General features: G+C 31.7%; 20 protein-coding genes. 8 read left to right on the top strand and 12 right to left on the bottom strand.

Annotated features, from left to right (window positions below; translation table 11 throughout):
- Nucleotides 1–191: 191 nt before the first annotated feature.
- The 4 genes from rpiB to PYW31_RS02585 are packed head-to-tail and all read right to left on the bottom strand — an operon-like array spanning nt 192 to nt 3,440.
- Nucleotides 192–638 (bottom strand): ribose 5-phosphate isomerase B, encoded by a 447-nt coding sequence (gene rpiB, locus PYW31_RS02600; RefSeq protein WP_046835788.1) that lies wholly within the window; start codon nt 636–638, stop codon nt 192–194.
- Nucleotides 639–666: 28 nt separating this feature from the next.
- The gene (gene dhaL, locus PYW31_RS02595; RefSeq protein WP_046835789.1) at nt 667–1,299 is read right to left on the bottom strand and encodes a dihydroxyacetone kinase subunit DhaL; all 633 of its coding nucleotides are present in this window, start codon (nt 1,297–1,299) and stop codon (nt 667–669) included.
- A 12-nt stretch (nt 1,300–1,311) separates the two neighbouring features.
- Nucleotides 1,312–2,310, bottom strand: coding sequence for a dihydroxyacetone kinase subunit DhaK (locus tag PYW31_RS02590; RefSeq protein ID WP_046835790.1), 999 nt, complete (start codon nt 2,308–2,310; stop codon nt 1,312–1,314).
- Nucleotides 2,311–2,357: 47 nt separating this feature from the next.
- Nucleotides 2,358–3,440 (bottom strand): MDR/zinc-dependent alcohol dehydrogenase-like family protein, encoded by a 1,083-nt coding sequence (locus PYW31_RS02585; protein WP_046835978.1) that lies wholly within the window; start codon nt 3,438–3,440, stop codon nt 2,358–2,360.
- Nucleotides 3,441–3,615: 175 nt separating this feature from the next.
- On the opposite strand from PYW31_RS02585, the gene PYW31_RS02580 reads away from it, so the two are divergent.
- Nucleotides 3,616–4,380: a DeoR/GlpR family DNA-binding transcription regulator gene (locus PYW31_RS02580; RefSeq protein ID WP_046835791.1), complete on the top strand. Its 765-nt coding sequence runs from the start codon at nt 3,616–3,618 to the stop codon at nt 4,378–4,380.
- 51 nt (nt 4,381–4,431) lie between these two features.
- Here PYW31_RS02580 and PYW31_RS02575 read toward each other — a convergent pair whose 3' ends face one another.
- The 5 genes from PYW31_RS02575 to PYW31_RS02555 form a co-directional block, all read right to left on the bottom strand.
- Complete coding sequence (locus PYW31_RS02575; RefSeq protein WP_046835792.1) at nt 4,432–5,760, bottom strand: LLM class flavin-dependent oxidoreductase; 1,329 nt, start codon at nt 5,758–5,760, stop codon at nt 4,432–4,434.
- A complete protein-coding gene (locus PYW31_RS02570) occupies nt 5,757–6,773 on the bottom strand; it encodes an MsnO8 family LLM class oxidoreductase (RefSeq protein WP_046835793.1) in 1,017 nt (338 codons plus the stop codon). Before PYW31_RS02570 ends, PYW31_RS02575 begins: the two co-directional genes overlap by 4 nt.
- 244 nt (nt 6,774–7,017) lie before the next feature.
- Nucleotides 7,018–7,797, bottom strand: a complete 780-nt coding sequence (locus PYW31_RS02565) for an SDR family NAD(P)-dependent oxidoreductase (RefSeq protein WP_046835794.1) — start codon at nt 7,795–7,797, stop codon at nt 7,018–7,020.
- Nucleotides 7,798–8,007: 210 nt separating this feature from the next.
- The gene (locus PYW31_RS02560; protein ID WP_046835795.1) at nt 8,008–9,672 is read right to left on the bottom strand and encodes a Na/Pi cotransporter family protein; all 1,665 of its coding nucleotides are present in this window, start codon (nt 9,670–9,672) and stop codon (nt 8,008–8,010) included.
- A 273-nt stretch (nt 9,673–9,945) separates the two neighbouring features.
- The gene (locus tag PYW31_RS02555) at nt 9,946–11,235 is read right to left on the bottom strand and encodes a YhgE/Pip domain-containing protein (protein ID WP_046835796.1); all 1,290 of its coding nucleotides are present in this window, start codon (nt 11,233–11,235) and stop codon (nt 9,946–9,948) included.
- A gap of 155 nt (nt 11,236–11,390) precedes the next feature.
- Here PYW31_RS02555 and PYW31_RS02550 point away from each other — a divergent pair, with 155 nt between their 5' ends.
- Together PYW31_RS02550 and PYW31_RS02545 are read left to right on the top strand one after the other, a co-directional pair.
- The gene (locus PYW31_RS02550; protein ID WP_046835797.1) at nt 11,391–11,996 is read left to right on the top strand and encodes a TetR/AcrR family transcriptional regulator; all 606 of its coding nucleotides are present in this window, start codon (nt 11,391–11,393) and stop codon (nt 11,994–11,996) included.
- An 81-nt stretch (nt 11,997–12,077) separates the two neighbouring features.
- The gene (locus PYW31_RS02545) at nt 12,078–13,016 is read left to right on the top strand and encodes a magnesium transporter CorA family protein (RefSeq protein ID WP_046835798.1); all 939 of its coding nucleotides are present in this window, start codon (nt 12,078–12,080) and stop codon (nt 13,014–13,016) included.
- Between the two features lie 96 nt (nt 13,017–13,112).
- On the opposite strand, the gene PYW31_RS02540 is transcribed toward PYW31_RS02545, so the two are convergent.
- Complete coding sequence (locus PYW31_RS02540; RefSeq protein ID WP_046835799.1) at nt 13,113–14,555, bottom strand: sucrose-specific PTS transporter subunit IIBC; 1,443 nt, start codon at nt 14,553–14,555, stop codon at nt 13,113–13,115.
- Nucleotides 14,556–14,901: 346 nt separating this feature from the next.
- On the opposite strand from PYW31_RS02540, the gene rsp reads away from it, so the two are divergent.
- Entirely contained in the window at nt 14,902–16,998 is a 2,097-nt protein-coding gene (gene rsp, locus PYW31_RS02535; RefSeq protein ID WP_046835800.1) for an AraC family transcriptional regulator Rsp, read from the top strand.
- 153 nt (nt 16,999–17,151) lie between these two features.
- The gene (locus tag PYW31_RS02530; protein ID WP_046835801.1) at nt 17,152–17,499 is read left to right on the top strand and encodes a DUF4889 domain-containing protein; all 348 of its coding nucleotides are present in this window, start codon (nt 17,152–17,154) and stop codon (nt 17,497–17,499) included.
- 143 nt (nt 17,500–17,642) lie between these two features.
- On the opposite strand, the gene PYW31_RS02525 is transcribed toward PYW31_RS02530, so the two are convergent.
- Complete coding sequence (locus PYW31_RS02525; RefSeq protein WP_046835802.1) at nt 17,643–18,917, bottom strand: cation:dicarboxylate symporter family transporter; 1,275 nt, start codon at nt 18,915–18,917, stop codon at nt 17,643–17,645.
- 485 nt (nt 18,918–19,402) lie between these two features.
- On the bottom strand, nt 19,403–19,759 hold the full coding sequence (locus PYW31_RS02520; RefSeq protein WP_046835803.1) for a DUF3139 domain-containing protein: 357 nt from the start codon (nt 19,757–19,759) through the stop codon (nt 19,403–19,405).
- 461 nt (nt 19,760–20,220) lie between these two features.
- Here PYW31_RS02520 and PYW31_RS02515 point away from each other — a divergent pair, with 461 nt between their 5' ends.
- From PYW31_RS02515 to PYW31_RS02505, 3 genes are all read left to right on the top strand, one after another.
- On the top strand, nt 20,221–20,661 hold the full coding sequence (locus PYW31_RS02515) for a MarR family winged helix-turn-helix transcriptional regulator (protein WP_046835804.1): 441 nt from the start codon (nt 20,221–20,223) through the stop codon (nt 20,659–20,661).
- Between the two features lie 251 nt (nt 20,662–20,912).
- A complete protein-coding gene (locus tag PYW31_RS02510; protein ID WP_046835805.1) occupies nt 20,913–21,290 on the top strand; it encodes an Hsp20 family protein in 378 nt (125 codons plus the stop codon).
- Nucleotides 21,291–21,326: 36 nt separating this feature from the next.
- Entirely contained in the window at nt 21,327–21,761 is a 435-nt protein-coding gene (locus tag PYW31_RS02505) for an Hsp20/alpha crystallin family protein (protein WP_046835806.1), read from the top strand.
- Nucleotides 21,762–21,820: the final 59 nt, after the last annotated feature.

Genomic DNA, 21,820 nt, shown 5'->3' with positions numbered 1-21,820 from the left:
AAGCCCATTCACAATATTAATTATAATTTGTCATATTTCAGACAAATTGCTTCAAATAATTATTTGAAATAGTATAACTTACTTGAATAAAATACTTCTCCTTATATTTTATAATTGTTGATAAAAATTTGAAAAAGACAAAAATGCATGCCTAATACTTAACATATTAGGCATGCATTTTTGTCTTTTTTCTATTTATTTTCGTCTATTTCTACTTGATCAATTTTATCTACTTTACGTTGGGAGCCACCTTCCCAGCTTACATTAAGATATGCTTCGACATTTTTCTTAGCAACTTCTATTCCAATAATTTGGGCACCCATCGTTAATATTTGGGCATTATTACTGAGTTGTGCACGTTCTGCTGAGTAATAATCATGTGCTAATGCGGCTCTAATCCCTTTCAATTTATTAGCTGTAATGGCTACACCTATTCCAGTACCACAAATGAGTATTCCTCTTTCATTGTGACCTTGTTGGATACTTTGCCCCACTTCTACTGCTACATCCGGATAGTCAGTCTCTGCGCATTGATGACAACCAAAATCTTCTACTTCATGCCCTAATGATTCAACATGAGCCTTAACTGCTTCTTTTAAATCATATCCGTTATGGTCTGCACCAATAGCTATCTTCATACTAATTCCTCCTCATTAATTTGGTTACTTAAATAAATGTTTTAAATTCATCTAACATAAGATACGAAGACATCGCACCCGGATCAACATGCCCTTGAGAACGATAACCTAATCTTTTCGAACGCCCTTTATTCGATATAATATCTTTTGTACTTTCCATTCCAGCTTTGGCATTAGATAAAGCTTCAATATATGCATTGGCAAATGACTTATTTTGAGATTGTGAATCTTCAAGTGATTTATAAAAAGGCTCTAACGTATCTACCATTGTTTTGTCTCCTATTTCTGCCTTACCTCTATCTTTAATCCCTTTGCTAAACGCGATCCAAAAATCATATAAAGCTGTGTCATCTAATTGTGTTTTATTTTTTACTGCAACTGCTGCTTTTAAAAAGCCAGAAGCATATAGCGGACCTACTGAAGAACCAACAGCATCTAAGAACGTTTTACCAACTGCTACACTAATTTTGGCAATGTCATCTTGAGAATGTAATTCATTCTGAAGTGTTGTTTTAACTGCCTGATAACCAATATTCATTGTGATCCCATGATCTCCATCGCCTATTTTACGATCTAATTCACACAATTCATCTTTTTGTTGCTCAAACAACTCTGTTAAATTTAAAATGTATGATTTAAAAGATTGACTTGTTAATACCATAACAACTTCCTCCTAGACTTCCTTAAAGTTTGGGCAATCTACTGGATGATCAATGCAAGATTTTAAAGTTTCATTTAATTTCATTAACGTCACAGAAAAGCCACCCATTTCCATAGACGTAATAAAATTACCAACATATGATTTATACGTATTGATTTCACGTGCTTTTAATATTGCATCTACCTCTTTGTTAATAATATAAAGTTCCATTTGTGATGTAGCGCCTAAACCATTTACAAGTACAACTACATCATCGTTTTCTTTATATAAACCCTCTTTTAAAATATTTTGCATCATAACTTGTACAGTTTCCTTCGCTGTACGAATCGTCGTTTTTTCTATACCAGGTTCACCATGATGACCTAAACCAATTTCCATTTCATTATCTTCTAAATCAAAACTTGGCTTTCCTGTTTGTGGCAAATAGCAAGGGCTCAAACCAATACCCATAGAACGCGTATTATCATTAGCTTGTTGAGCAATACGACGTACTTCTTCTAAATCATAACCAAAGTCAGCGGCCGCTCCTGCAGTTTTATACACTAAAAGTTCTCCCGCTATACCTCTGCGATCATCTATATCTTTGGAAGAAGCGACATCATCATTTCCAATTACAGCAGCTGTTTGAATTTCGTCTTCTATTTCAGTCATTTCACTCGCCATTTCAAAATTCATTAAATCTCCAGCATAATTACCATATATATATAACACGCCGTGACCATTATGAATTTCTTTTGTTACAGCTTGAATTGGTATCGGAGATGGGGAAGCAAAAATATTTCCCACTGCCACACCATCAGCCATTCCTGCACCTACATAACCTATAAATGCCGGTTCATGACCAGAACCACCACCAATTAATATGCTTACTTTACGATTAGGATTCCGTTTTTTACCTATTAATGCTCTTTGATGGAGTTCTGTTCGTCTAATATATTCAGGATATGCAATTATATAACCTTCCATTAGTTCTTCAATAACATGATCAGGGTTATTAATCATCTTTTTCATTACATTTCTCTCCTTTATTTCTCCGCACTCAATCAATTTTTAGTTATTTATGGTACGAGCACTACTTTTAATGATTTATCACCTTTTTTCATTAGCTCAAATCCTTCTTCAAAATCTTTTAGTGCTAGTTGATGCGTTACAACCCCTTCTGTGGGAAAATCATCTTTTTGAATACCGTCAATTACAAGCGGATAACAATAAGGACCTAAATGGCTACCTAATAAATCAAGTTCTTTACGATCAGAAATAATACTCCAATCTACTGTTACAGGCTCTCCAAATACTGAAAATTCTACAAAACGTCCCAGTTTTCTAATTGCACTTAATCCCTGTTCAACTGATTTAGGATGTCCCGTAGCTTCAATATAAATATCACAACCATAGCCTTCAGTCATATCTTTAATCTCTTTAACAACATCTACTTTCGCTGGATTCATGACTATATCCGCACCAAATTGTTTTGCTAATTCTAAGCGATCCTCTTTCATATCTAGTACGACTAATGTCTCTGCTCCAGATTTTTTAGCTGCACCGACCATTCCTAAGCCTAAAGTGCCTGCTCCGGATAGTACAACGAAATCTCCTAATTTAATATTTGCACGCTGTACTGCATGTAAACTACATGCGTATGGCTCTATTAAAATTGCTTTTTCAATTGGCATATCCTCAGGCACCTTATAATTGATGGCCTCTTTGGTAAATTTCATATATTCAGCCATTCCACCATTCACATTATTTTGGAACCCATATAAATCATGCTTTTCACACATCCAATATTCTCCACGGTTACAAAATCTACAGTCCCAACAAGGAACAATTTGTTCAGAAATTACACGATCACCAATTTCAAAATCTTCAACTGCTTCACCTTTATCTACAATACGCGCGATAAATTCGTGACCTGGTATCATTGGCGCCTTAATATATGAAGGTTGTGTTTCATCTCCCCAGAAACTTGGCGCACCACCATAAGCTTTAATATCACCTGCACAAATACCGCAAGCCTCTACTTTAACAACAATTTCTTTTGGGTCATCGATTGTTGGTGTATTGACAGTTTCATATTTATAGTCACCAGGTGCATAAGCTACTACTGCATTCATTTTGTTTGGATAATTTTTATTATTCATCATATCAGCAACTCCCCTTTTATTAGAAAACGCTTTCATTTACAACTATTATTCTAATATATTTTTTTATTTCTTTCAAATATTTTTTCGTTTATTTTCATTTTGTATTTTTTCGCTTTGTTTATATATGATTTATGTTAAAATGAATTACGATACTGAAGAGGATGTGATTCATTTGAAAATGTATGCAGACGAACGTAGAGAGCATATCTACACTTATATCAAGTCGCATAAACGTGCTACTGTAAAGCAACTTTCTGACTATTTAAGTGTTACTGAAGCTACTGTTAGAAGTGACCTTAGACGATTAGAAAGTGAAAATAAATTGACACGAACGCATGGTGCCGCAAAAGTTACTGAAAATATAACTTCAAAGTTAAACTTTTCATATCGTTTAACACAAAAGCATACTGAAAAATATAAAATCAGCAAATTTGCTCTGAAGAAAATCCAACCACAACAATGTATTATGATTGATGCGAGTTCAACGACTTACGAATTAGCCAAACTATTATCAGAAACAACAATGGAACTAACGATTATTACAAATGGCTTAGAAAACGCAGTATTATTAAAAGAAAATCCACACTTAACTGTCTTAGTTGTGGGAGGGTTTGTCTCTCAAGATTCAAACGCAATTACTGGTAATATAGATTCTCAAATTCTGGAAATGTACCATATCGATTATTTCTTTTTATCTGCGAATGGTTTTACATTCCAAAATGGTTTGACTGACTTTTCACTACCAGAAGTACAGCTAAAAAAACAAATGGTTCAAGAAAGTGAAAATGTGATAGCACTTATAGATAAAAGTAAATTCGATGTTTCTTCTACGCTATCATTCGCAAAAATCAGTGATATTACTGAAGTTATAACCGATGAAATGCCAGATAATAAATGGACACATGACATGCCTTTCACATTAACAATTGCTAAATAAATAAAAAATAGGCACACTTTATTAAATAAGGTGTGCCTATTTTTTATTAACTTAATGTGTAATCACTGATTTGCTGTATCTATTTTCTTTATAGGGTACACCTATGTTTTCACGCAATGTATGACCTTGATGCTGCTTAGTGAAGTAGCCTTTTGTTTCTAATATAGGTAATACTTCAGTTAAAAAATCTTCATAAATCTCTCCATAAATATGTGGACCAAAAATAAATCCATCTGCTGCACCTTGTTCAAACCACTCAATCATTAAGTCTGCTACTTCTTCATATGTTCCAGTAAAAGGCGAACGTCGGGCAGTTTCTTCCAAAGCTACATCTCTTAAAGTTAAGTTCCCTTGTTTGGCTCTATTAGCAATGGCATCAGTCGTTGCACGAAAACTATTTTGTCCTACTTCTCCTAATTCAGGAAATGGGGCATCTAAATCATATTGGCTAAAGTCATGATGATCATAATAACGACCTAAATAGTCTAAAGCATCATCGATTGTGGCTAATGATTTTATTTCATCAAATCGTGCCTCCGCTTCGTCATGCGTTTTTCCAATAACTGGTGCTAACATCGGATAGACCTTAATATCTTCAGGATTCCTTCCAAATGCGACAGCCTGCTCTTTAATACTATCGTAATTACTTTTGGCAATTTCTAAAGACTCACCTAACGTAAATACTGCATCTGCATATTTCGCAGCATATGCTTGACCTTTTGGCGAGGCACCTGCTTGAAATATTACTGGTTGCCCTTGTTCTGAACGACTCGTATTTAAAGGCCCTTTCACATTAAAATACTGTCCTTTATAATCTAGTGTATGCATTTTTTTCTTATTAACATACGCATCGTTCTTAACATCAAATGTAAATGCATCATCTTCATATGAATCCCATAATCCTTGTACGACTTGAATATGTTCTTCTGCAATATCATATCTTATATCATGTTCAGGGTGCTTACCCTTACTGTAATTATTTGCGCTACCTTCAAGTGGAGATGTCACCACGTTCCATCCTGCACGTCCGTGACTAATCTTATCGATTGTCGCAAGTTGACGTGCGACTGTGAATGGTTCACTATATGACGTTGAAATAGTTCCCACTAAGCCAATATGCTTTGTTACTGGTGCAAGTGCCGCTAGAAAAGTTAAAGGTTCATGACGGTCTAAAAAATGAGGTATCGATTTTTCATGTATATAGAGTCCATCTGCAACGAATAAAAAACTAAAGCCTGCTTCTTCTGCTTTTTTAGCAATTTCCAACTGAAAATCAAAATTTGTACTCGCATCACTTGGTACTTCTTTTGATTTCCAAGCATGCATATGACTTCCTGGACCGTTCAACATGATTCCAAAATCTATTTTTTTTCGACTCATACTACCCCTTCTCTCTGAAATTTCTTTTTATAAATAGGTGCAAGTTGCTTAACTGTTTTAACCCTTAGCGCATGTTTATATACTGGCATATGCAACATAAATTCATTTATATTACCCTCTTTATTAAGTTGATTTAATTGATCTCTTATGTCGTTGGCAGAACCATTAAAAACTTCTATTTGTTTTTCTTCAATTGTAAACACTTCATTACTTTGCTTTTTAAACGTCTCGACTTGAGATTTTGTATTAACAGTAATTTTTTTACCATCTTTAAAATGTAAAGCGTAATTTGTTCTTCCTTCTTCGACCAGATCTTGATCATCTTGTGTTTCTGTAACAACTGCGGCTACTGCCACAATTACTTTACCTTCAGGGTATATCGATTTATATGTGCTAATTGCTTGTTTCAATACATTGATATTAGAATTAATGAAATATGCATATATAAAGCCGACCTGTTCTTCAGCTGCAAGTTGCGCTGATTGCTCACTTCCTCCAAGTAAAAATATTTTTGGTGCAATTACTTCTTTATTTCGAATTGAGGTTTGTAACTGATTGTATGCATCATCTTTTGAGAATGACTGTGTATTGAATTGATTTAATAAACGAAATTTATCTTCAAATGGTTTTTGTGGGTCTTTCAATTCAGCTTGTAATGCTTGTGTAGATAGAGGAAATCCTCCCGGTGCCTTTCCTATACCTAAATCAACTCTTCCAGGCGCTAAATTACTTATCAAATGAAATTGTTCTATGATTTTAAATGGGCTGTAATGTTGTAACATCACCCCTCCTGAACCTACCCGTATATTCTGGGTGTGATTGAGAATATGTGTGACTAATATTTCTGGACTCGTCCCTACTACTTCTGGCATATTATGATGCTCAGCAACAAAATATCGCTTATAATTCAATTTATCTGCTAATTGTGCTAATTCAACTGAGCGCGCGATACCATCTCTTACAGTTTCATTTATATCAATTGGACTTTGATCAAGGATACTAATAGATGCCATACAATCCCCCTTAAATCTAATTTTAATTTATAGTAATATTAGCTTTCTCATGTTCCTTTGTCAAGTATCCCTATCGCTTTACTAAGAATTATAATACTACTTACGTAAATGATTGTAACTCTATTAAAAATCAATAATTGTTTGATGTTCATAGCCCTTTCATATAAAGAAAACCTGAAATCTGCACACATAGATTTCAGGTTTTCTTTATTGAAGTTATTTATCAAGTTATATTTACTATAGTTTATAAAGCTGTATAACCTCCATCAACTGTGATTACACTACCTGTCACAAAAGATGAAGCATCTGAAGCTAGGTATAGTGCAGCACCTTGTAACTCTTCAGGTATCCCAGGTCTACCAAGTGGAGTGAAACGCATCCATGTATCTATCATGTCTCCACCCTTTGCAAAGTACGACTTAGTTAGCTCTGTTTTCATATATCCAGGCGCAATGGTATTAACACGAATACCATGTTGAGCCCATTCACTAGCTAGACTTTTAGTAAACATAATAACAGCACCTTTTGATGTATTATAAGCAGCTTGAGGTTGTGGTGTATTTACGATAATACCTGACATGGAAGACGTGTTAATAATCGTTCCTTTTTTCTGCTCAATCATTACTTTTCCAACGGCTTGTGATACTAAAAACATACTATTGATATTGACATCCATATTTTTTATCCAACGTTCATATGCCATATCTTCAAATTTAACATGCTCATTAATACCAGCATTATTAAATAAGATATCAATACGACCAAAATGATTCATGACATCGGTTACCATATGCGCTACATCATCTACATCTGTCACATCGACTTTACATGCTATTGCTTTATTACCAGTTTCAGTTTCAAATTCTGTTGCCGTAGCTTTAGCTAAATCATAGTTAATGTCAGCTATCACGAGATGCGCTCCTGCTTCTGCTAAACCTTTTCCCATTGCTTTACCTAACCCTGAAGCACCACCGGTAATGATAGCAACCTGATTATCTAATTTGAACTTATCTAATACACTCATAATAGTAACCTCCATTTATTTCATAAGTTATTTATAATTGTAAGATAAATAACTTATGAATAATAGTGTAAACGCTTACCCTAAACTATTGTTAATTTTTTATAATAAAAAAACGTAAAGGTTCACAATTCAGAACCTTTACGTTTCTACTACATTAATCTTCTAAAGAAAAGATATTATATTCAAAGTGCCTTTGTAATAACATCGCGTTTAGTAGGCCCATTCAAGCGAATGGGGCGACTGATCATCTGTTTCAAGTTCATCTATATTAATCATAGATTCTGAAATATTTCTAGAATGGTAACCAATACGTTCTAATATTGCAATTAAATCTAAATACAATAGACTGCCATCTGGTGAACATTCACCTGAACTTAATCGCTTAATATGTTTTTTTCTTAAATCATGCTCGAGCATGTATGAATCTTTACTCAAATTAACAATTTCATCCTTTTTCACACTGTCATATACATTAAACATTTCAACAGTTTTTTCAAAAGAAATATTTACATGATTATATAATTTATCTATGCTTTGTTCAGCCTTATCTGAAATTTTAATCGACTCTGTTTCTTTTTTCTTTAAATCTAGTAAATACGCCTGTGATAAACCTGCTACTTTTACCATTGTTCTATTTACATCAAATAATACCGACATTCTTTTGGCGTCTTTTTCAGATAATTTTTTCTCAGAAATTTTCGTTAAATATTGTCTAACGTTATCATACATATTCTCCACAGCGCCGTGCTTTTGCATGATTTCTTTTTCAATTTTCACGTCATAATTGTTTACATCATTTAACATCGCAAAAGTCATACGACCAATGTTTTGAATTTCATCTTGTGCTTCTTGTAAAGCAATGCTAGGTGCCCTATCGATAATACCTTTATCTAAGTGTCTTGGTTTATATTTTTCATTTAAATCTTCACCTGGAATAATTTTTGTCACTATCCACGCTAGGACAAATATAAATGGCAATTGTATTAATGTATTTGTCACATTAAATGTTCCATGTGCAAATGCGATAACCATTTCAGGTTTTAACTGTAATACACTTTGCATCCATTCCATAACCCATTGATATAACGGTAAAATGGCTAGGAATATCGTTGCACCTATGACATTAAACAACACATGTACCGCTGCTACACGTTTTGCAGCCATTGAACCTGCTAAACTTGCTAATACAGCTGTAATTGTTGTGCCAATATTGTCGCCTAACAATACAGGTAAGGCACCTTTTAAACTGATTAAATCATTAGCAAAAAATCCTTGTAGTATACCAATAGTTGCACTTGAGCTTTGTATAATGACCGTTACTAGCGTACCTGCAAACACACCTAAAATTGGATTCGCTGACATGTCTAACATGATTTGATTGAATCCTTTTAAGTTTGCTAATGGTTTAACGGCACCACTCATTAATTCTAATCCATAGAAAAGCGCTCCAAAACCAAATAGAATCATACCTATATTTTTAACTTTTCTTCTTTGAATAAAGAAGATTAAAAATGCACCAATTGCTAGAATGGGTAACGCATAAGCACCAATATCAATACCTATAATAAATGCTGTAACCGTTGTACCTATATTCGCCCCCATTACTACTCCAATTGCTTGGCGCATCGTCATGAAACCTGCGCTTACAAGCCCTATCGTGATAACTGTTGTACCTGAACTACTTTGTATTAAAATAGTCACAATCATGCCGGCTAAAACGCCCATAATTGGATTACTCGTAAATTTATTTAAGATACTCCTGAGTCGATCACCAGCAGTCGCTTGAAGACCGTCACCCATTTGTTTAATACCATATAGAAATATTCCTAACCCACCGATAAAAGTGAAAATTATTTCCATCACAGATGAATCCATTGTCACACCTCTTTAAATTATTTGTAAACTATGTGAAGTGTAACTTATTTTTGTTAATTTAGTGTTAAGACAACGTTAAAATTTAAATTTTTTCCTTATTAAACTTGTAATAATATTTCACCATTATGTTTATGCTAACTTGCGGATTACATTTGAATAGGATATCACCTTGTATAAATTTATTTTTAAATATTCTTTAGCGTGTTTTATGATAAAAGAAGATGATACTTTTCAATCTAAAAAGTATCACCTTCCAAAAATAAACCTATTGAATTATGACGGTATTTCTGTACGTTTTTCACTATGTTTTCTAACTATTGAAGCAAGTAACATAGAAAGTATTCCAAAAATCATAAACCCAATAAACATCCACATTGTTGCGTTCATTTGTAATGGTTGTCCCATATATATTAACGCTCTTAAATATTCAGCATAATGTGTGAATGGATTCCAACTTACGATATAGTCTTGGTAAAATTGTGGTAAGAGTTGCTTAGGAAATGTGACGAGCTGCATACTAAAGAACATGAGTATAAAGAAGATTGGAATTGACTTTATACCTAACCATGTCATAACCCCTAGTATCAAACCGATAAAACCAAGTATCGCTATAGTGATATAAATAGCAATTTTATTTATATCTGTAAAATCAAACCCTTGAACACCAGACATAAAATAAACATAACCAAATCCACCGACTAAAGCCGTAATGACTGCTAATATCATTTGCCCTAGAGAAGCAATTAAACGTTGTGAAATCTTAATATTATTACTTTTTCTGAAGGCAAAGAATAATAATAAAGAACTAACAATTGAGCTCATCCAGACTGGCATGAACATTAAGAATGGCGCATTTCCACTACCTTGATGCTTTTTAACTGGATTTACTGTTTGATCATCTATTTTAATAGGATTCGTAATACCCTCAATATCTGTAGCGCTCACTTTCACATGTTGTTTATCCAATGTAGCTAAACTCTGTTTAGAAATTTGTTTATTGAGGTTATCGCCGATACTAGTTAATACATTATTGGCAATTTGAGATGCTTGTAAATTTGCGCCACCGTTTGTTATTGCATTAAATGTCGCTTGCTCACCTGTGATATGATTCGCACTATTAGATTTATCCATCTTCTCTTTCATTTGTTGAGCTTGCTCTCGAGGTATCTGTCCAGATTTTATTTTGTCTTCCATTTCTTGCTTCTTACTATCCATGACTACCTGTTGTGTTTGACTCATAGCTTGTTTAGAAAAGTCTTGTTCAAGGATTGCTACACCAAAATACTTTTGCTCATTTAATCCTTGACGTGCTTCTTTTTCATTATCAACTTTAATCCATTTTATCTTATCTGATTCACTGTCGCTCAATTTATCTTCTAAATTCTCTCCAACATTGATAGTTCTACCTTGTATATCCGTACCTTTATCATGATTTACAATCGCAATAGGCATATCTTTAGGCTGCGGGTTATAGGCAGGATAAAACGCAGTTGAAAATATAATTAATAATATTAAAATTACTATTGGTGTAATCCATAACAATTTATTTTTAAATATATTCATAACCATAAACTCCTTATATATTATCGTATTGGTGATTCATTACTTTGTTTATTATAATAAGGAATATAAGATATTCAATATGCAATGATTAACGTATTGTTCATTTATCAACACATAGACCTAAATTGTCTATTAAGTAGGAAGGAGCATTTATAATGCAGGAAGATCGACGCGTAAGAAAAACGAAAGCTGCTATTAAACATGCATTTATAAATTTATTGAAAATAAAAGCATTAGATAACATAACGATACAAGATATTACATCACAGGCTGATATTAACCGTGGTACTTTCTATTTGCATTATGAAGATAAATATATTTTACTTTCGAATATAGAAGATGAGTATACCTTAGCTTTATCGTCTGCAGTTGATTTCGACAAAGTCATTATGCAGAATGATGACTTAGAAGCTTTTGCTAAGCATTTTACAGAAGACATTTTAATAAAAGTAGTGACTTATTTACATGATCATATAGATTTCTACAAAGTTATTATTAGCTTAGAACGTAAAAGTCAAATTGAAAATAAAATTTCTGATATTATGCTGAATAATATGAAAAAACATGTTTCAAAAAACAATACAATTGCAGATATTCCTTTAGACTATTTCCATAGTTATACTGCAGGGGCTATGATTTCATTGATTAAACATTGGGTACAAGATGAGCAAAGAATGGCCCCAGATACTTTAGTTGAACACATATTTAAAATCATCTTTAACGGCCCTTTACGTCTTTTAGTGAGACCACATAATGAATAGTCGATTTAAATAAATCTTGTCATCTATCTATTTCTTCGCTAATATTAAAAAGAATTTTATAAGAAAGGATATATTTGTATTATGATTAATCCATATAAACACGCAAATACACATGAGATTATTGAATCTAAATTGGATTATAATACTTCTTGGATTAATGTCGTCGATCCGACTCGTGAAGAAATAGAGACATTAATGAATTTATATAATATCCCCGAAGACTTTATAAGAGATCCATTAGATTCTGAAGAAAGTGCTCGTGTAGAATATGACGAAGATACTGGTTACTCACTGATTATAGTCGATATCCCTATTGTTAATGATACCAACTTAAAGGTACTTTCATTTATTACCATTCCTTTAGGTATTATCATTGGGAATAAAAAGATACTAACCGTTTGTAATGTAGAGAATGAATTCCTTGAAAATTTTGCACGTCAAAATATGAACTTGCACTTTCATAGTCGATTTGCACTTAATATCTTATTGACTATTGCTAATCACTATAATAGAAATTTACGTTTACTTAATAAGACACGTTTACGTATCGAACGTAATCTTAAGAATAATGTTACCAATAAACAACTTTATAACTTAATGGAAGTAGAGAAAAGTTTAGTATATTTTCTTGCAGCACTGAAAGGTAATGACAGTATTATAAAAAAACTATTCAGACTTCCTGCAATTAAACGTTTTGATGAAGATGAAGATTTGTTAGAAGATTTAGTGATTGAAAATAACCAAGCAATTGAAACGACCGGGTTGTACACGGATATACTGGAAAGTATAACGACCTCTTATGCTTCACTACTTTCTAATGAAATGAATAATACAATGAAAACACTCACATTATTTACAGTGTTTTTAACATTACCTACTTTAGTTTTTAGCTTTTTTGGTATGAATGTACCTTTACCTATTAATGATCAAAGTTATATTTCATGGCTAATTGTTATCGGAATATCTTTGGTCATAGTTTCAATTGTTGGTGCTTTTCTCTGGCGTAAGCAAAAGTTATAACAATCGTTTTAGAAATTCAATAGAGGATTGGCAGACATCCTGCCGATCCTCTTTGATATTTGTAAACATTATAAAATCTAGATTTTCACTTTGCCGTTATTCTACAGAATCCTTATATACTTTCTTATATGAAAGGGCATACGTAATTGCGAATGCTACTATAAATGTAACAATCATCCCAATACCATAGTGTAGCCATCCATTATTTTGACCACTGATTGAAATAAATCCCGGTATGCCTGCTGTACCTAGTGCAATACCTTTCACTTTAAAAAACGATATATAAGCTGACCCTATCCCTGAACCTATAATAGCGCCAATAAATGGGTATCTCAGTTTCAAGTTCACACCAAACATTGCTGGTTCAGTAATGCCTAAAAGTGAAGATATACCTGCTGCAGATGCCACACCTTTTAATTTCTTATTATTTTTCACAATAAAGAATGCTGCAATTGCGGCTGCTCCTTGCGAGATATTAGACATTGTTGCAATTGGGAAAATAAAAGATCCTCCTGTCGTTGCACTATCAGCAATAAGTTGTGTTTCTATTGCAATGAAGCTATGATGCATACCCGTTATAACGATAGGTGCATAGAGTAAGCCAAATAGTAATCCTCCGATAGCACCACCAAATTCATATAGCCATGTTAATCCGTCAGATAACCAGTAACCTAACGTCCTAGTAATTGGTCCAACAAATAAAAATGTTAAAAATGCTGTAATCAATATAGAAAGTAACGGTGTTAATAGATTATCTAAAACGGTTGGTACAATTTTACGTAGCCCTTTTTCAATGTTCGCCAAAATATAAGCAGCAGCTAACATTGGTAAAACTTGTCCCTGATAACCGACTTGGTTAATTTCTAAACCAAATAAATTCCAATGAGGAATGACTTTACCTTCTTCTAAAGCTTTTGGATAGTCATATGCACTCATCAGGTCTGGATGGACGAGTATCATCCCCAATGCCGCTCCTAGAAAAGCATTACCACCAAATCTTTTGGCAGCACTAAAACCAATTAAAATAGGTAATAAAGTAAAGGGCGCATTAGCAAAAATATTTATCATTTCTGCTAAACCTTTAAATTGATCATGCACATCAATCAATGATTGTTTATCATAAAATATTCCTGGTGCAGTCAGAATGTTATTGATTCCCATTAATAATCCTCCAGCAACAATAGCTGGTATAATGGGTACAAAAATATCTGATAACATTTTCACAAATTTTTGAAATGGATTCATGTTTTTATTGCCCTCAGATTTAACTTCAGAGGTTGTTGATGCTTCTTTCCCTGTTATTAATTCTAACTCTGAAAACACCTTATTTACTGTCCCAGAACCAATAATGATTTGATATTGTCCCCCTGTAGAAAAGGTTCCCTTAACCACATCTAAATTAGATAATTTCTTTTCATCAACTATGCTTTCATCTTTAAGGACAAGCCTTAAACGCGTCGCACAATGTGCCATTGCATCAATATTTGCTTCTCCACCTATTGCATGTAAAATATCTTCAGCTGATTTCTTATAGTTCATATGTAAGCCTCCTATTAAAATAGAACCGGTTCCAAAAATTTCAATAACATCATTGTAATCGGTTTCAATAAATAACGCAATAACTTTTTTATATGATATTGGCTAGAAATGAAGCGTAACCTTTTTATTTGTATAATAGTGTGTCTCTATTTTATTCATTCAATTTCATTACATGAATTGTAATATGATATTTGCACTGTGAATTTCCTGAGACTTCATTTTATAAAGTAACAAACGTCATTCAACATTACTTTTTATATTTAAAGCATTAATATTCATAACGTTTTGTTATATAATGTAATTTATTCAGTAACAAATTACATTTATTATCAGGAGTTGTTAATCAGTGAAAGGTACATTATGTATTCATGAACTTTTAACTACTAATACTCGAAGATGTATAAATCAAGTAATAGTACTATTTTCTTTAAATCATCAATTTAACATTGTAATTAATGGCAAATATGAATCTGTAAATAATGATGTTATCATTATTAATCACAATGATTTATTTCAAATTAAGCATGCAACTAAACTTGTAGAACTCGTATTACCAATACAACAGTTTAATACAGTGCATCAACCGTTTTTCAACACCTATTATAATTTCAAACAACTTACTTCAACTGACGATATTAAACATCATATTTTAACTATGATAGAACAATTATATAATCAATATGAAGTGGATGACCAAACCATTTCTAAGTTGATAGATATTTTAAATAGCGAAACGAAAATTCATTTAGACACGCTCTATATTCCGAGCATCTTATCAGAGAATGCTTTATTAAATAATATTACAGAATTTATAAAAACACATAGTACTTATCCCGTTACTTCAAAAGAAATCACAAATGTCTTTTACATTTCAACATCCTATATTTCCATTCTATTCAAAAAATATTTAGGCATTAATTTCAAACATTATGTTGCAAGTTTAAAAATTGCACTTTCCTTAGACGAATTAATGTATACCCAAAACACCATCCATCGAATTTCAGAACATGTAGGTTTTAATCATTATTCAATTTATACACATCATTTTAAAAAGTATTTAAATATAACACCTAATATGTATAGAAAAAATTGTAACCGTAATAACACAATTCCAATAAAACTTGTTACTGCGGATATTGTTAATTATGCCCCCTATTTCAAGTCAATAGAAATAAATCAACCTACCAAATATAATCAAATAAATGTTGATTTAGATGATTTATGCTATGACACATTAACCAAAGTTCCCAAGGTATTTATTCACATAGATCATATAACTGATATGATTCAAGCTAACATAAACAGTAAAATGAAATTCAGTGATTTTGCGGAAATATATTTACTGTTGAATAACTTAAATAACCTTGCTCTTGAAAAATTATCTCTCACAACTGTGATAACATTTTTGAATTCAGTATTTTCAAATCAAGTTCACTTAGCGGTACGTATTGAAACAATAAATCAATTTATAGCAATCGAAAATATTATTTTACAAATTACAAACTCTACCCTGGCATTTGATATTCAAAGCAATATGGATAACTTACTGTTACTCTTTGATGCAAAACAACTTTCCCTTAAAGATATCAAGCGTTTTTCAAGTAAGATCCGAAATATAAATACTCAAATTAAATTAGCTATAACTGTAGAAGGTGTTATCAATCAATCAAGTTCATTAACTTTGGCTTTAAAGCAGTTACATAATTTTAACTTTGACTTCAATTTCATTGATATCGAAACATCTAACACACGTTCTTCTTTATATGCGCTGCATAAGGATTTCAAAAAAGAAATGAGTTATTTTGAGTGCTATAATAAACTTATTGAAATATCACATATTCCATCTACTAAATTTGTATATACGAAATTAACCAAAAATTGTTTCAAATATTATGAATCCAATATTCCATTAAAACTTTCAGATTTAATGTGTCATATGATGGCTATGCTTACCAATGGTTGTGGTGTGGGTTATTCACTTATAAATAAAAATGAGACAGAGTTAGCAATAATGAACCATTATTGTCTTTATGAGCCGTTAATCTATTTGTATCAATTTATAAACCCTTTTATCGGAAAACGTTTATATATGCATCAAAATTATATTGTTTTTAAAGACGAAAGTAACATACACATATTGTTATTCAATGCATTACATCAACATTTAACAACAAATCACTCTCAAACATTTGTTTTAAAGCATTATGATTTATCAAGACAATCCGTTGTATTCATCCAAACACTTAATAAAGAACATGGGTTAATTGACTATGTATTGCCTCCGTCTTTCGATAATACATATATTGAACGTTCCATTTTGCAACATATTGAACAATCAAGTCAACCTAAAGCTGAAATCAAGCAGCTTACCACACTAAATAATTCCTTAACATTTACAATTGCCCAGAATGAATTAAAATACATTCGCATTTCACCACAATAAGACGTATTCAATGTTACACTTAAAATGGAATATATTAACAATGTGTGTTGATGAAACAATTATTTTAAGTTGGCTTATGTATTCATCTTTTAATTGCATTATTTTACCTTTTTAGATATAACAGAGTAAATAAACATAAAGGAGAATTCAACGTTGAAAAACAATAAAGTATTTGCGATTACTATAAGTGCTATCATGTTGATTGTAGCTATTGTATTAGTCATTATGATGATGTCTGGTGGGCAAAAAGAAACCTATTATGGTTACATGAAAAATGATACTACTGCTGAAAAAATAGTGAGTGAAAAAGATCATAAAGTAGAAAAAAATGTCAAACTTCCTTCTGAATCAGGCTTTTCACCAAAACATGGCGATTTTGTAAAATTAATTAAAACTGACGGCGATGATGCTTTTAGTAAAATGGAAGTTGTAAGTCATGATGATATTCCTCATGGTTTAATGATGAAAATTCATGATATGGGCGAAATGAAAGGTATGTAATTTCATAACCTAGCTCATATTTAAATATCTTCTATTACATTGAATAGCTTATTGATTTTCTAATTGAGCACTAATGTCATATCATTATAAAAACACCAAGTAGTGTATACACTACTTGGTGTTTTAATGTCAGAATTAAAATTTTATATTGTTTTTAAGTATTCTTGCCCTTTTTCTTTATCATAAACATTTTCCCATTTCGCAATGACTATAGTAGATAATGCGTTACCCATTACGTTTACGCATGTTCTTACCATATCAAGCAGACGATCAATCCCTATAATAAGTGCTAGTCCTTCTGCCGGAAGTCCCATAGAAGTCAACGTTGTAATTAATACTACAATGGAGACACCTGGAACTCCTGCCATACCTTTTGATGCAACCATTAATGTTACCATTAACATAATTTGCTGACCGATAGACATATCTATACCATACATTTGGGCAACAAATAATGCTGCAATAGATTGGTACAAAGCAGAACCATCAAGGTTAAATGTATAACCTATAGGCACTACAAAAGATGTAACTTCTTTTGGAGAACCAAATCGCTCCATTTTTTGCATAATTATAGGAAGTACAGATTCAGAACTTGAAGTTGAAAAGGCTAGTAACAATTCATTTTTTAATATTTTCATTATTGAGAAAATATTAACACCACAAATTTTAGCTACAATCCCTAATACAACAACAACGAAGAATACCATTGCACCAACAACGACAAGTAATAATTTTAATAATGGCAGTAGTGCTGAAGCACCAAATGTCATTATCGTTGTACAAATAAATGCGAATACACCTATTGGTGCTAATTTAAGAATTTTATTTATCATCCAAAATACAGCTTCTAAAGCACCATTAAGCACGTCTTTAACCGGTTGGCCCTTGTCACCAACTGCTGACAATGCAATTCCAAAAAATACTGCAAAGAATATAATAGGTAATAATTCACCTTTAGTTAAAGCTTCAAAAAAGTTTGTAGGTACTATATTAACAATTGTATCGATAAAATGATTTCCGTATGTACTATGCTCTGCTGCCTTCGCAGACGATTCATAATTTGAAATATCACCTTTCGGTAATTTGTCCGGATTTAATCCCATACCTGGTTTAAATATATTTGCAAAAATTATCCCTAATGCTATAGCAATAGTTGTTATAATCTCAAAGTATACGATTGTTTTAAAGCCATAACGGCCGACTGTTTTAGATTCACCTACATTTGAAATAGATAAAGCTAGTGAACAGAAAACAACTGGTATAACGATCATTTTTATTAAATTCAAGAAGATATCGCCAAACGGTTGAATATAATTAACGAGTTCATCGTGCCCGTAGAGTAATAACCCTACAATCACACCTAACACCAATGCGATAATAACTTGCATCGGCAAACTAATTCTTCTAAAAATTGCCATGATGTTTCTCCCCTTCTTCTGACATTGCTTAATTATATCAAATTACATTTTCTTTAGATATAAAATTTTTATACAAAAAAGTTATTTTTTTACCTTAAATTTACATTTAACCCTATAATCATATATATAAGTAACATGAAGGTTTTTGCGCCTCACTTTAAAATCTCCTTATAACTACAGTAACAGTCGTTAAACGCATATTTATCTTCCTTTTTTTCTAGTATTTCAACACTATTTATCACTACTCTTTTCCAATTAATTGTATTTGAGTAACATACTATCAAAATGATCTTTAACGCTCCTTGTCTTACCTGAGTTTTGATGAATATTTATAACATTCTTAACTTAATACTTCAATAATATATAGGATAAACAGTGCTTCAAAAACACTATTAATCAATAACACCGACAAAGTATAAAAGCACCTACAATAAATTGTAGGTGCTTTTATACTTTAAATCTTCTTTTATGATAATTAAAACGAGTTAATCTTTAGGTTTATAGTCCTTTTTAAACGCATTGTGCTTTGCATCTTTTACATTTTTCTTCGTTTCTGAATCAAAGCCTTGAACAACAATACCTTTATACGTACTGACAGGTTGAACGACATACGTTAGACTTGAATCATCTTTAAATTTAACCTCTTTATAATACAATCCTTTTTTACCACTATATAATGTTTTTTCGGATTTTATTTGTTCAGTCAAATTTTGTTCTTTCATATAATGGTCAACAAGTTCCAAATTTTTATGACCTTGATACGTTCTTAAGCTAAAGAAAAATACAATAGCAATTATAAGTGATAAAACGAGTAACCCAAAAATTTTAAAAAATGTCTTCATCTTAATTCTCCTTTAGTTGAATCAATATCTTCCTATATTAAAATAAGTCCTTTTGACAACAAATACGAATGATTTAGTCCGCCTGAGTATTCATACTTATTTTCAATCATAATGTTATTAGTATGACTGATTATAATTAATTTATAAAGAGGTATAACATTTCTGTAACAAAATCTCCTTATATTATTATGCTTTAACAATTTTTGAGCTGACATCATTTTTTTAATTGCAGTAATCACATTAAAGTTGTTCACCCTTGCTTTAATCATATTTATAATACTTCATATGACCTTTTATTTTTAACAATTATCTTGTGTATTATGAGTTTATTTAACCTTTTTATATTTATCACTATGTAATCTATTATTAATAGTATAAAAAATTTCCAAAAGAGGCGCACAACCGTTCCTTGACAATGACTATCGTTCATAATAAGGTTAAATTTCAAAAGGGGTGATTAAATGGAGGAAAAAGATAGCTATCTCGAACGACAACTTTGCTTTCTTTTTTATGTTTCTTCTAAAGAAATAATTAAAAAGTATACTTCCTATTTAAAAGAGTTTGATTTAACATACACAGGTTATATTGTCTTACTCGCAATTAAAGCAGATGACAAGATTAATATTAAAACACTTGGTGAACGTGTTTTTCTAGACTCAGGTACACTGACACCTTTATTAAAAAAACTTGAGAAGAAGGGTTATGTCACTCGAACACGTGAATTAGATGATGAGCGTAATTTACAAATCACGCTTACTGATAAAGGTGTAGAAGTACGAGAACCACTCTCAAAAATTTCAAGAAAAGTTTTTAGCGAATTTAACATGGATCTTGATGAAGCTATTCACTTAAAAGAGACATTACAACATTTCGTTAATAAGAATTTTTCTAAAGATATCTAACTATACATGAGGTAATTTAAAAGTAAGGATTTGTAATCATTGCAGCCATTCTTCAACTTTTTATTGCCTCTTTTTTATACCCTTTTCTTAATTATTCACTTTCCATACTCACCTTTCTATTTTAGCAATATCTATTATTATACCCCTATTCACTTACAGCACATTTAAATTTTATACATAAGCCTTGACTTTGACTTTCTTTGACTAATATCTTATAATATGGTTATAAAGTTAAAGGAGAGGTGTTTAAGATGATACAAAATACTAGCACTCGTAATCTTCCAAACGATTTATTTGATAGTTTGTTACCAGAACGCCAAGATTTCAAAGTAGATGTTTATCAAGATGAAAATCAATACTTTGTGAAAGCTGAACTCCCTGGATTTAATAAAGAAAACGTTTCTATTGAATATAATGAAAATACTTTAACAATAACAGCATCGAACGTTAATACTACAAATGAAGAAATATCATCCTATATAATTAAAGAGCGAAACACAAGTGAAGTTAGCAGAAAATTCATATTCAAAAATATTAATGATACAAACATTTCAGCATCAATGGCTGATGGTATGTTGACTGTTAAGCTTCCTAAAAAACAATATAAAAAACAAATTATTATCGATTAAATTTATTTAAAATTAACTATAAAGGAGCAATGTATCATGACTTTTGAAAAAAAATCTTTTAACAATCCATTATTTGACGTGAATCCTAGCGACTTATTCAAAGACTTTGGCCGTCAATTTTTTGAACAATTCCCTGGTAACAGTTCTATTAAAGCAGATGTAAAAGAGTTAGATGATCAATATGTCGTTGAAGCTGAACTGCCAGGATTCGAAAAAAGAAATATTTCTCTAGAATTTGAGAACAATATACTCACAATCGAAGGTAAACAGACAACTGAAAATAAATCAGCAGATGATAACGGGCAAGTGCTTCATCAAGAACGTAGCTTTAATGATGTAAAACGTCAGTTTACATTTAATAATGTAGATGAAAATGCAATTCAAGCTGCTTATGATAAAGGTGTGCTCAATGTGAGATTACCTAAGAAATCAGTTAACGACGAATCAAAAACAAATATTCAAATCGATTAAACAAACTAGTAACTCTGCAATAATAGTAAGTTTGCAACACTATTTCATAAAATAAAAAA

It is taken from the genome of Staphylococcus succinus (assembly GCF_029024945.1).
Classification (GTDB): Bacteria; Bacillota; Bacilli; order Staphylococcales; family Staphylococcaceae; genus Staphylococcus; species Staphylococcus succinus.
This window is presented reverse-complemented; position numbering and strand designations above follow the sequence as displayed.

Bases quoted from the DNA above. Each gene is read 5' to 3' on its own strand.
- rpiB (WP_046835788.1), bottom strand. From the start codon at position 638: ATGAAGATAGCTATTGGTGCAGACCATAACGGATATGATTTAAAAGAA.
- PYW31_RS02515 (WP_046835804.1), top strand. From the start codon at position 20,221: ATGGAGGAAAAAGATAGCTATCTCGAACGACAACTTTGCTTTCTTTTT.
- PYW31_RS02505 (WP_046835806.1), top strand. From the start codon at position 21,327: ATGACTTTTGAAAAAAAATCTTTTAACAATCCATTATTTGACGTGAAT.
- PYW31_RS02545 (WP_046835798.1), top strand. From the start codon at position 12,078: ATGATTAATCCATATAAACACGCAAATACACATGAGATTATTGAATCT.
- PYW31_RS02560 (WP_046835795.1), bottom strand. From the start codon at position 9,672: ATGGATTCATCTGTGATGGAAATAATTTTCACTTTTATCGGTGGGTTA.
- PYW31_RS02570 (WP_046835793.1), bottom strand. From the start codon at position 6,773: ATGGCATCTATTAGTATCCTTGATCAAAGTCCAATTGATATAAATGAA.
- PYW31_RS02565 (WP_046835794.1), bottom strand. From the start codon at position 7,797: ATGAGTGTATTAGATAAGTTCAAATTAGATAATCAGGTTGCTATCATT.
- PYW31_RS02525 (WP_046835802.1), bottom strand. From the start codon at position 18,917: ATGGCAATTTTTAGAAGAATTAGTTTGCCGATGCAAGTTATTATCGCA.
- PYW31_RS02540 (WP_046835799.1), bottom strand. From the start codon at position 14,555: ATGAACTATAAGAAATCAGCTGAAGATATTTTACATGCAATAGGTGGA.
- PYW31_RS02575 (WP_046835792.1), bottom strand. From the start codon at position 5,760: ATGAGTCGAAAAAAAATAGATTTTGGAATCATGTTGAACGGTCCAGGA.
- PYW31_RS02590 (WP_046835790.1), bottom strand. From the start codon at position 2,310: ATGAAAAAGATGATTAATAACCCTGATCATGTTATTGAAGAACTAATG.
- PYW31_RS02520 (WP_046835803.1), bottom strand. From the start codon at position 19,759: ATGAAGACATTTTTTAAAATTTTTGGGTTACTCGTTTTATCACTTATA.
- PYW31_RS02550 (WP_046835797.1), top strand. From the start codon at position 11,391: ATGCAGGAAGATCGACGCGTAAGAAAAACGAAAGCTGCTATTAAACAT.
- PYW31_RS02585 (WP_046835978.1), bottom strand. From the start codon at position 3,440: ATGAATAATAAAAATTATCCAAACAAAATGAATGCAGTAGTAGCTTAT.
- dhaL (WP_046835789.1), bottom strand. From the start codon at position 1,299: ATGGTATTAACAAGTCAATCTTTTAAATCATACATTTTAAATTTAACA.
- PYW31_RS02510 (WP_046835805.1), top strand. From the start codon at position 20,913: ATGATACAAAATACTAGCACTCGTAATCTTCCAAACGATTTATTTGAT.
- PYW31_RS02555 (WP_046835796.1), bottom strand. From the start codon at position 11,235: ATGAATATATTTAAAAATAAATTGTTATGGATTACACCAATAGTAATT.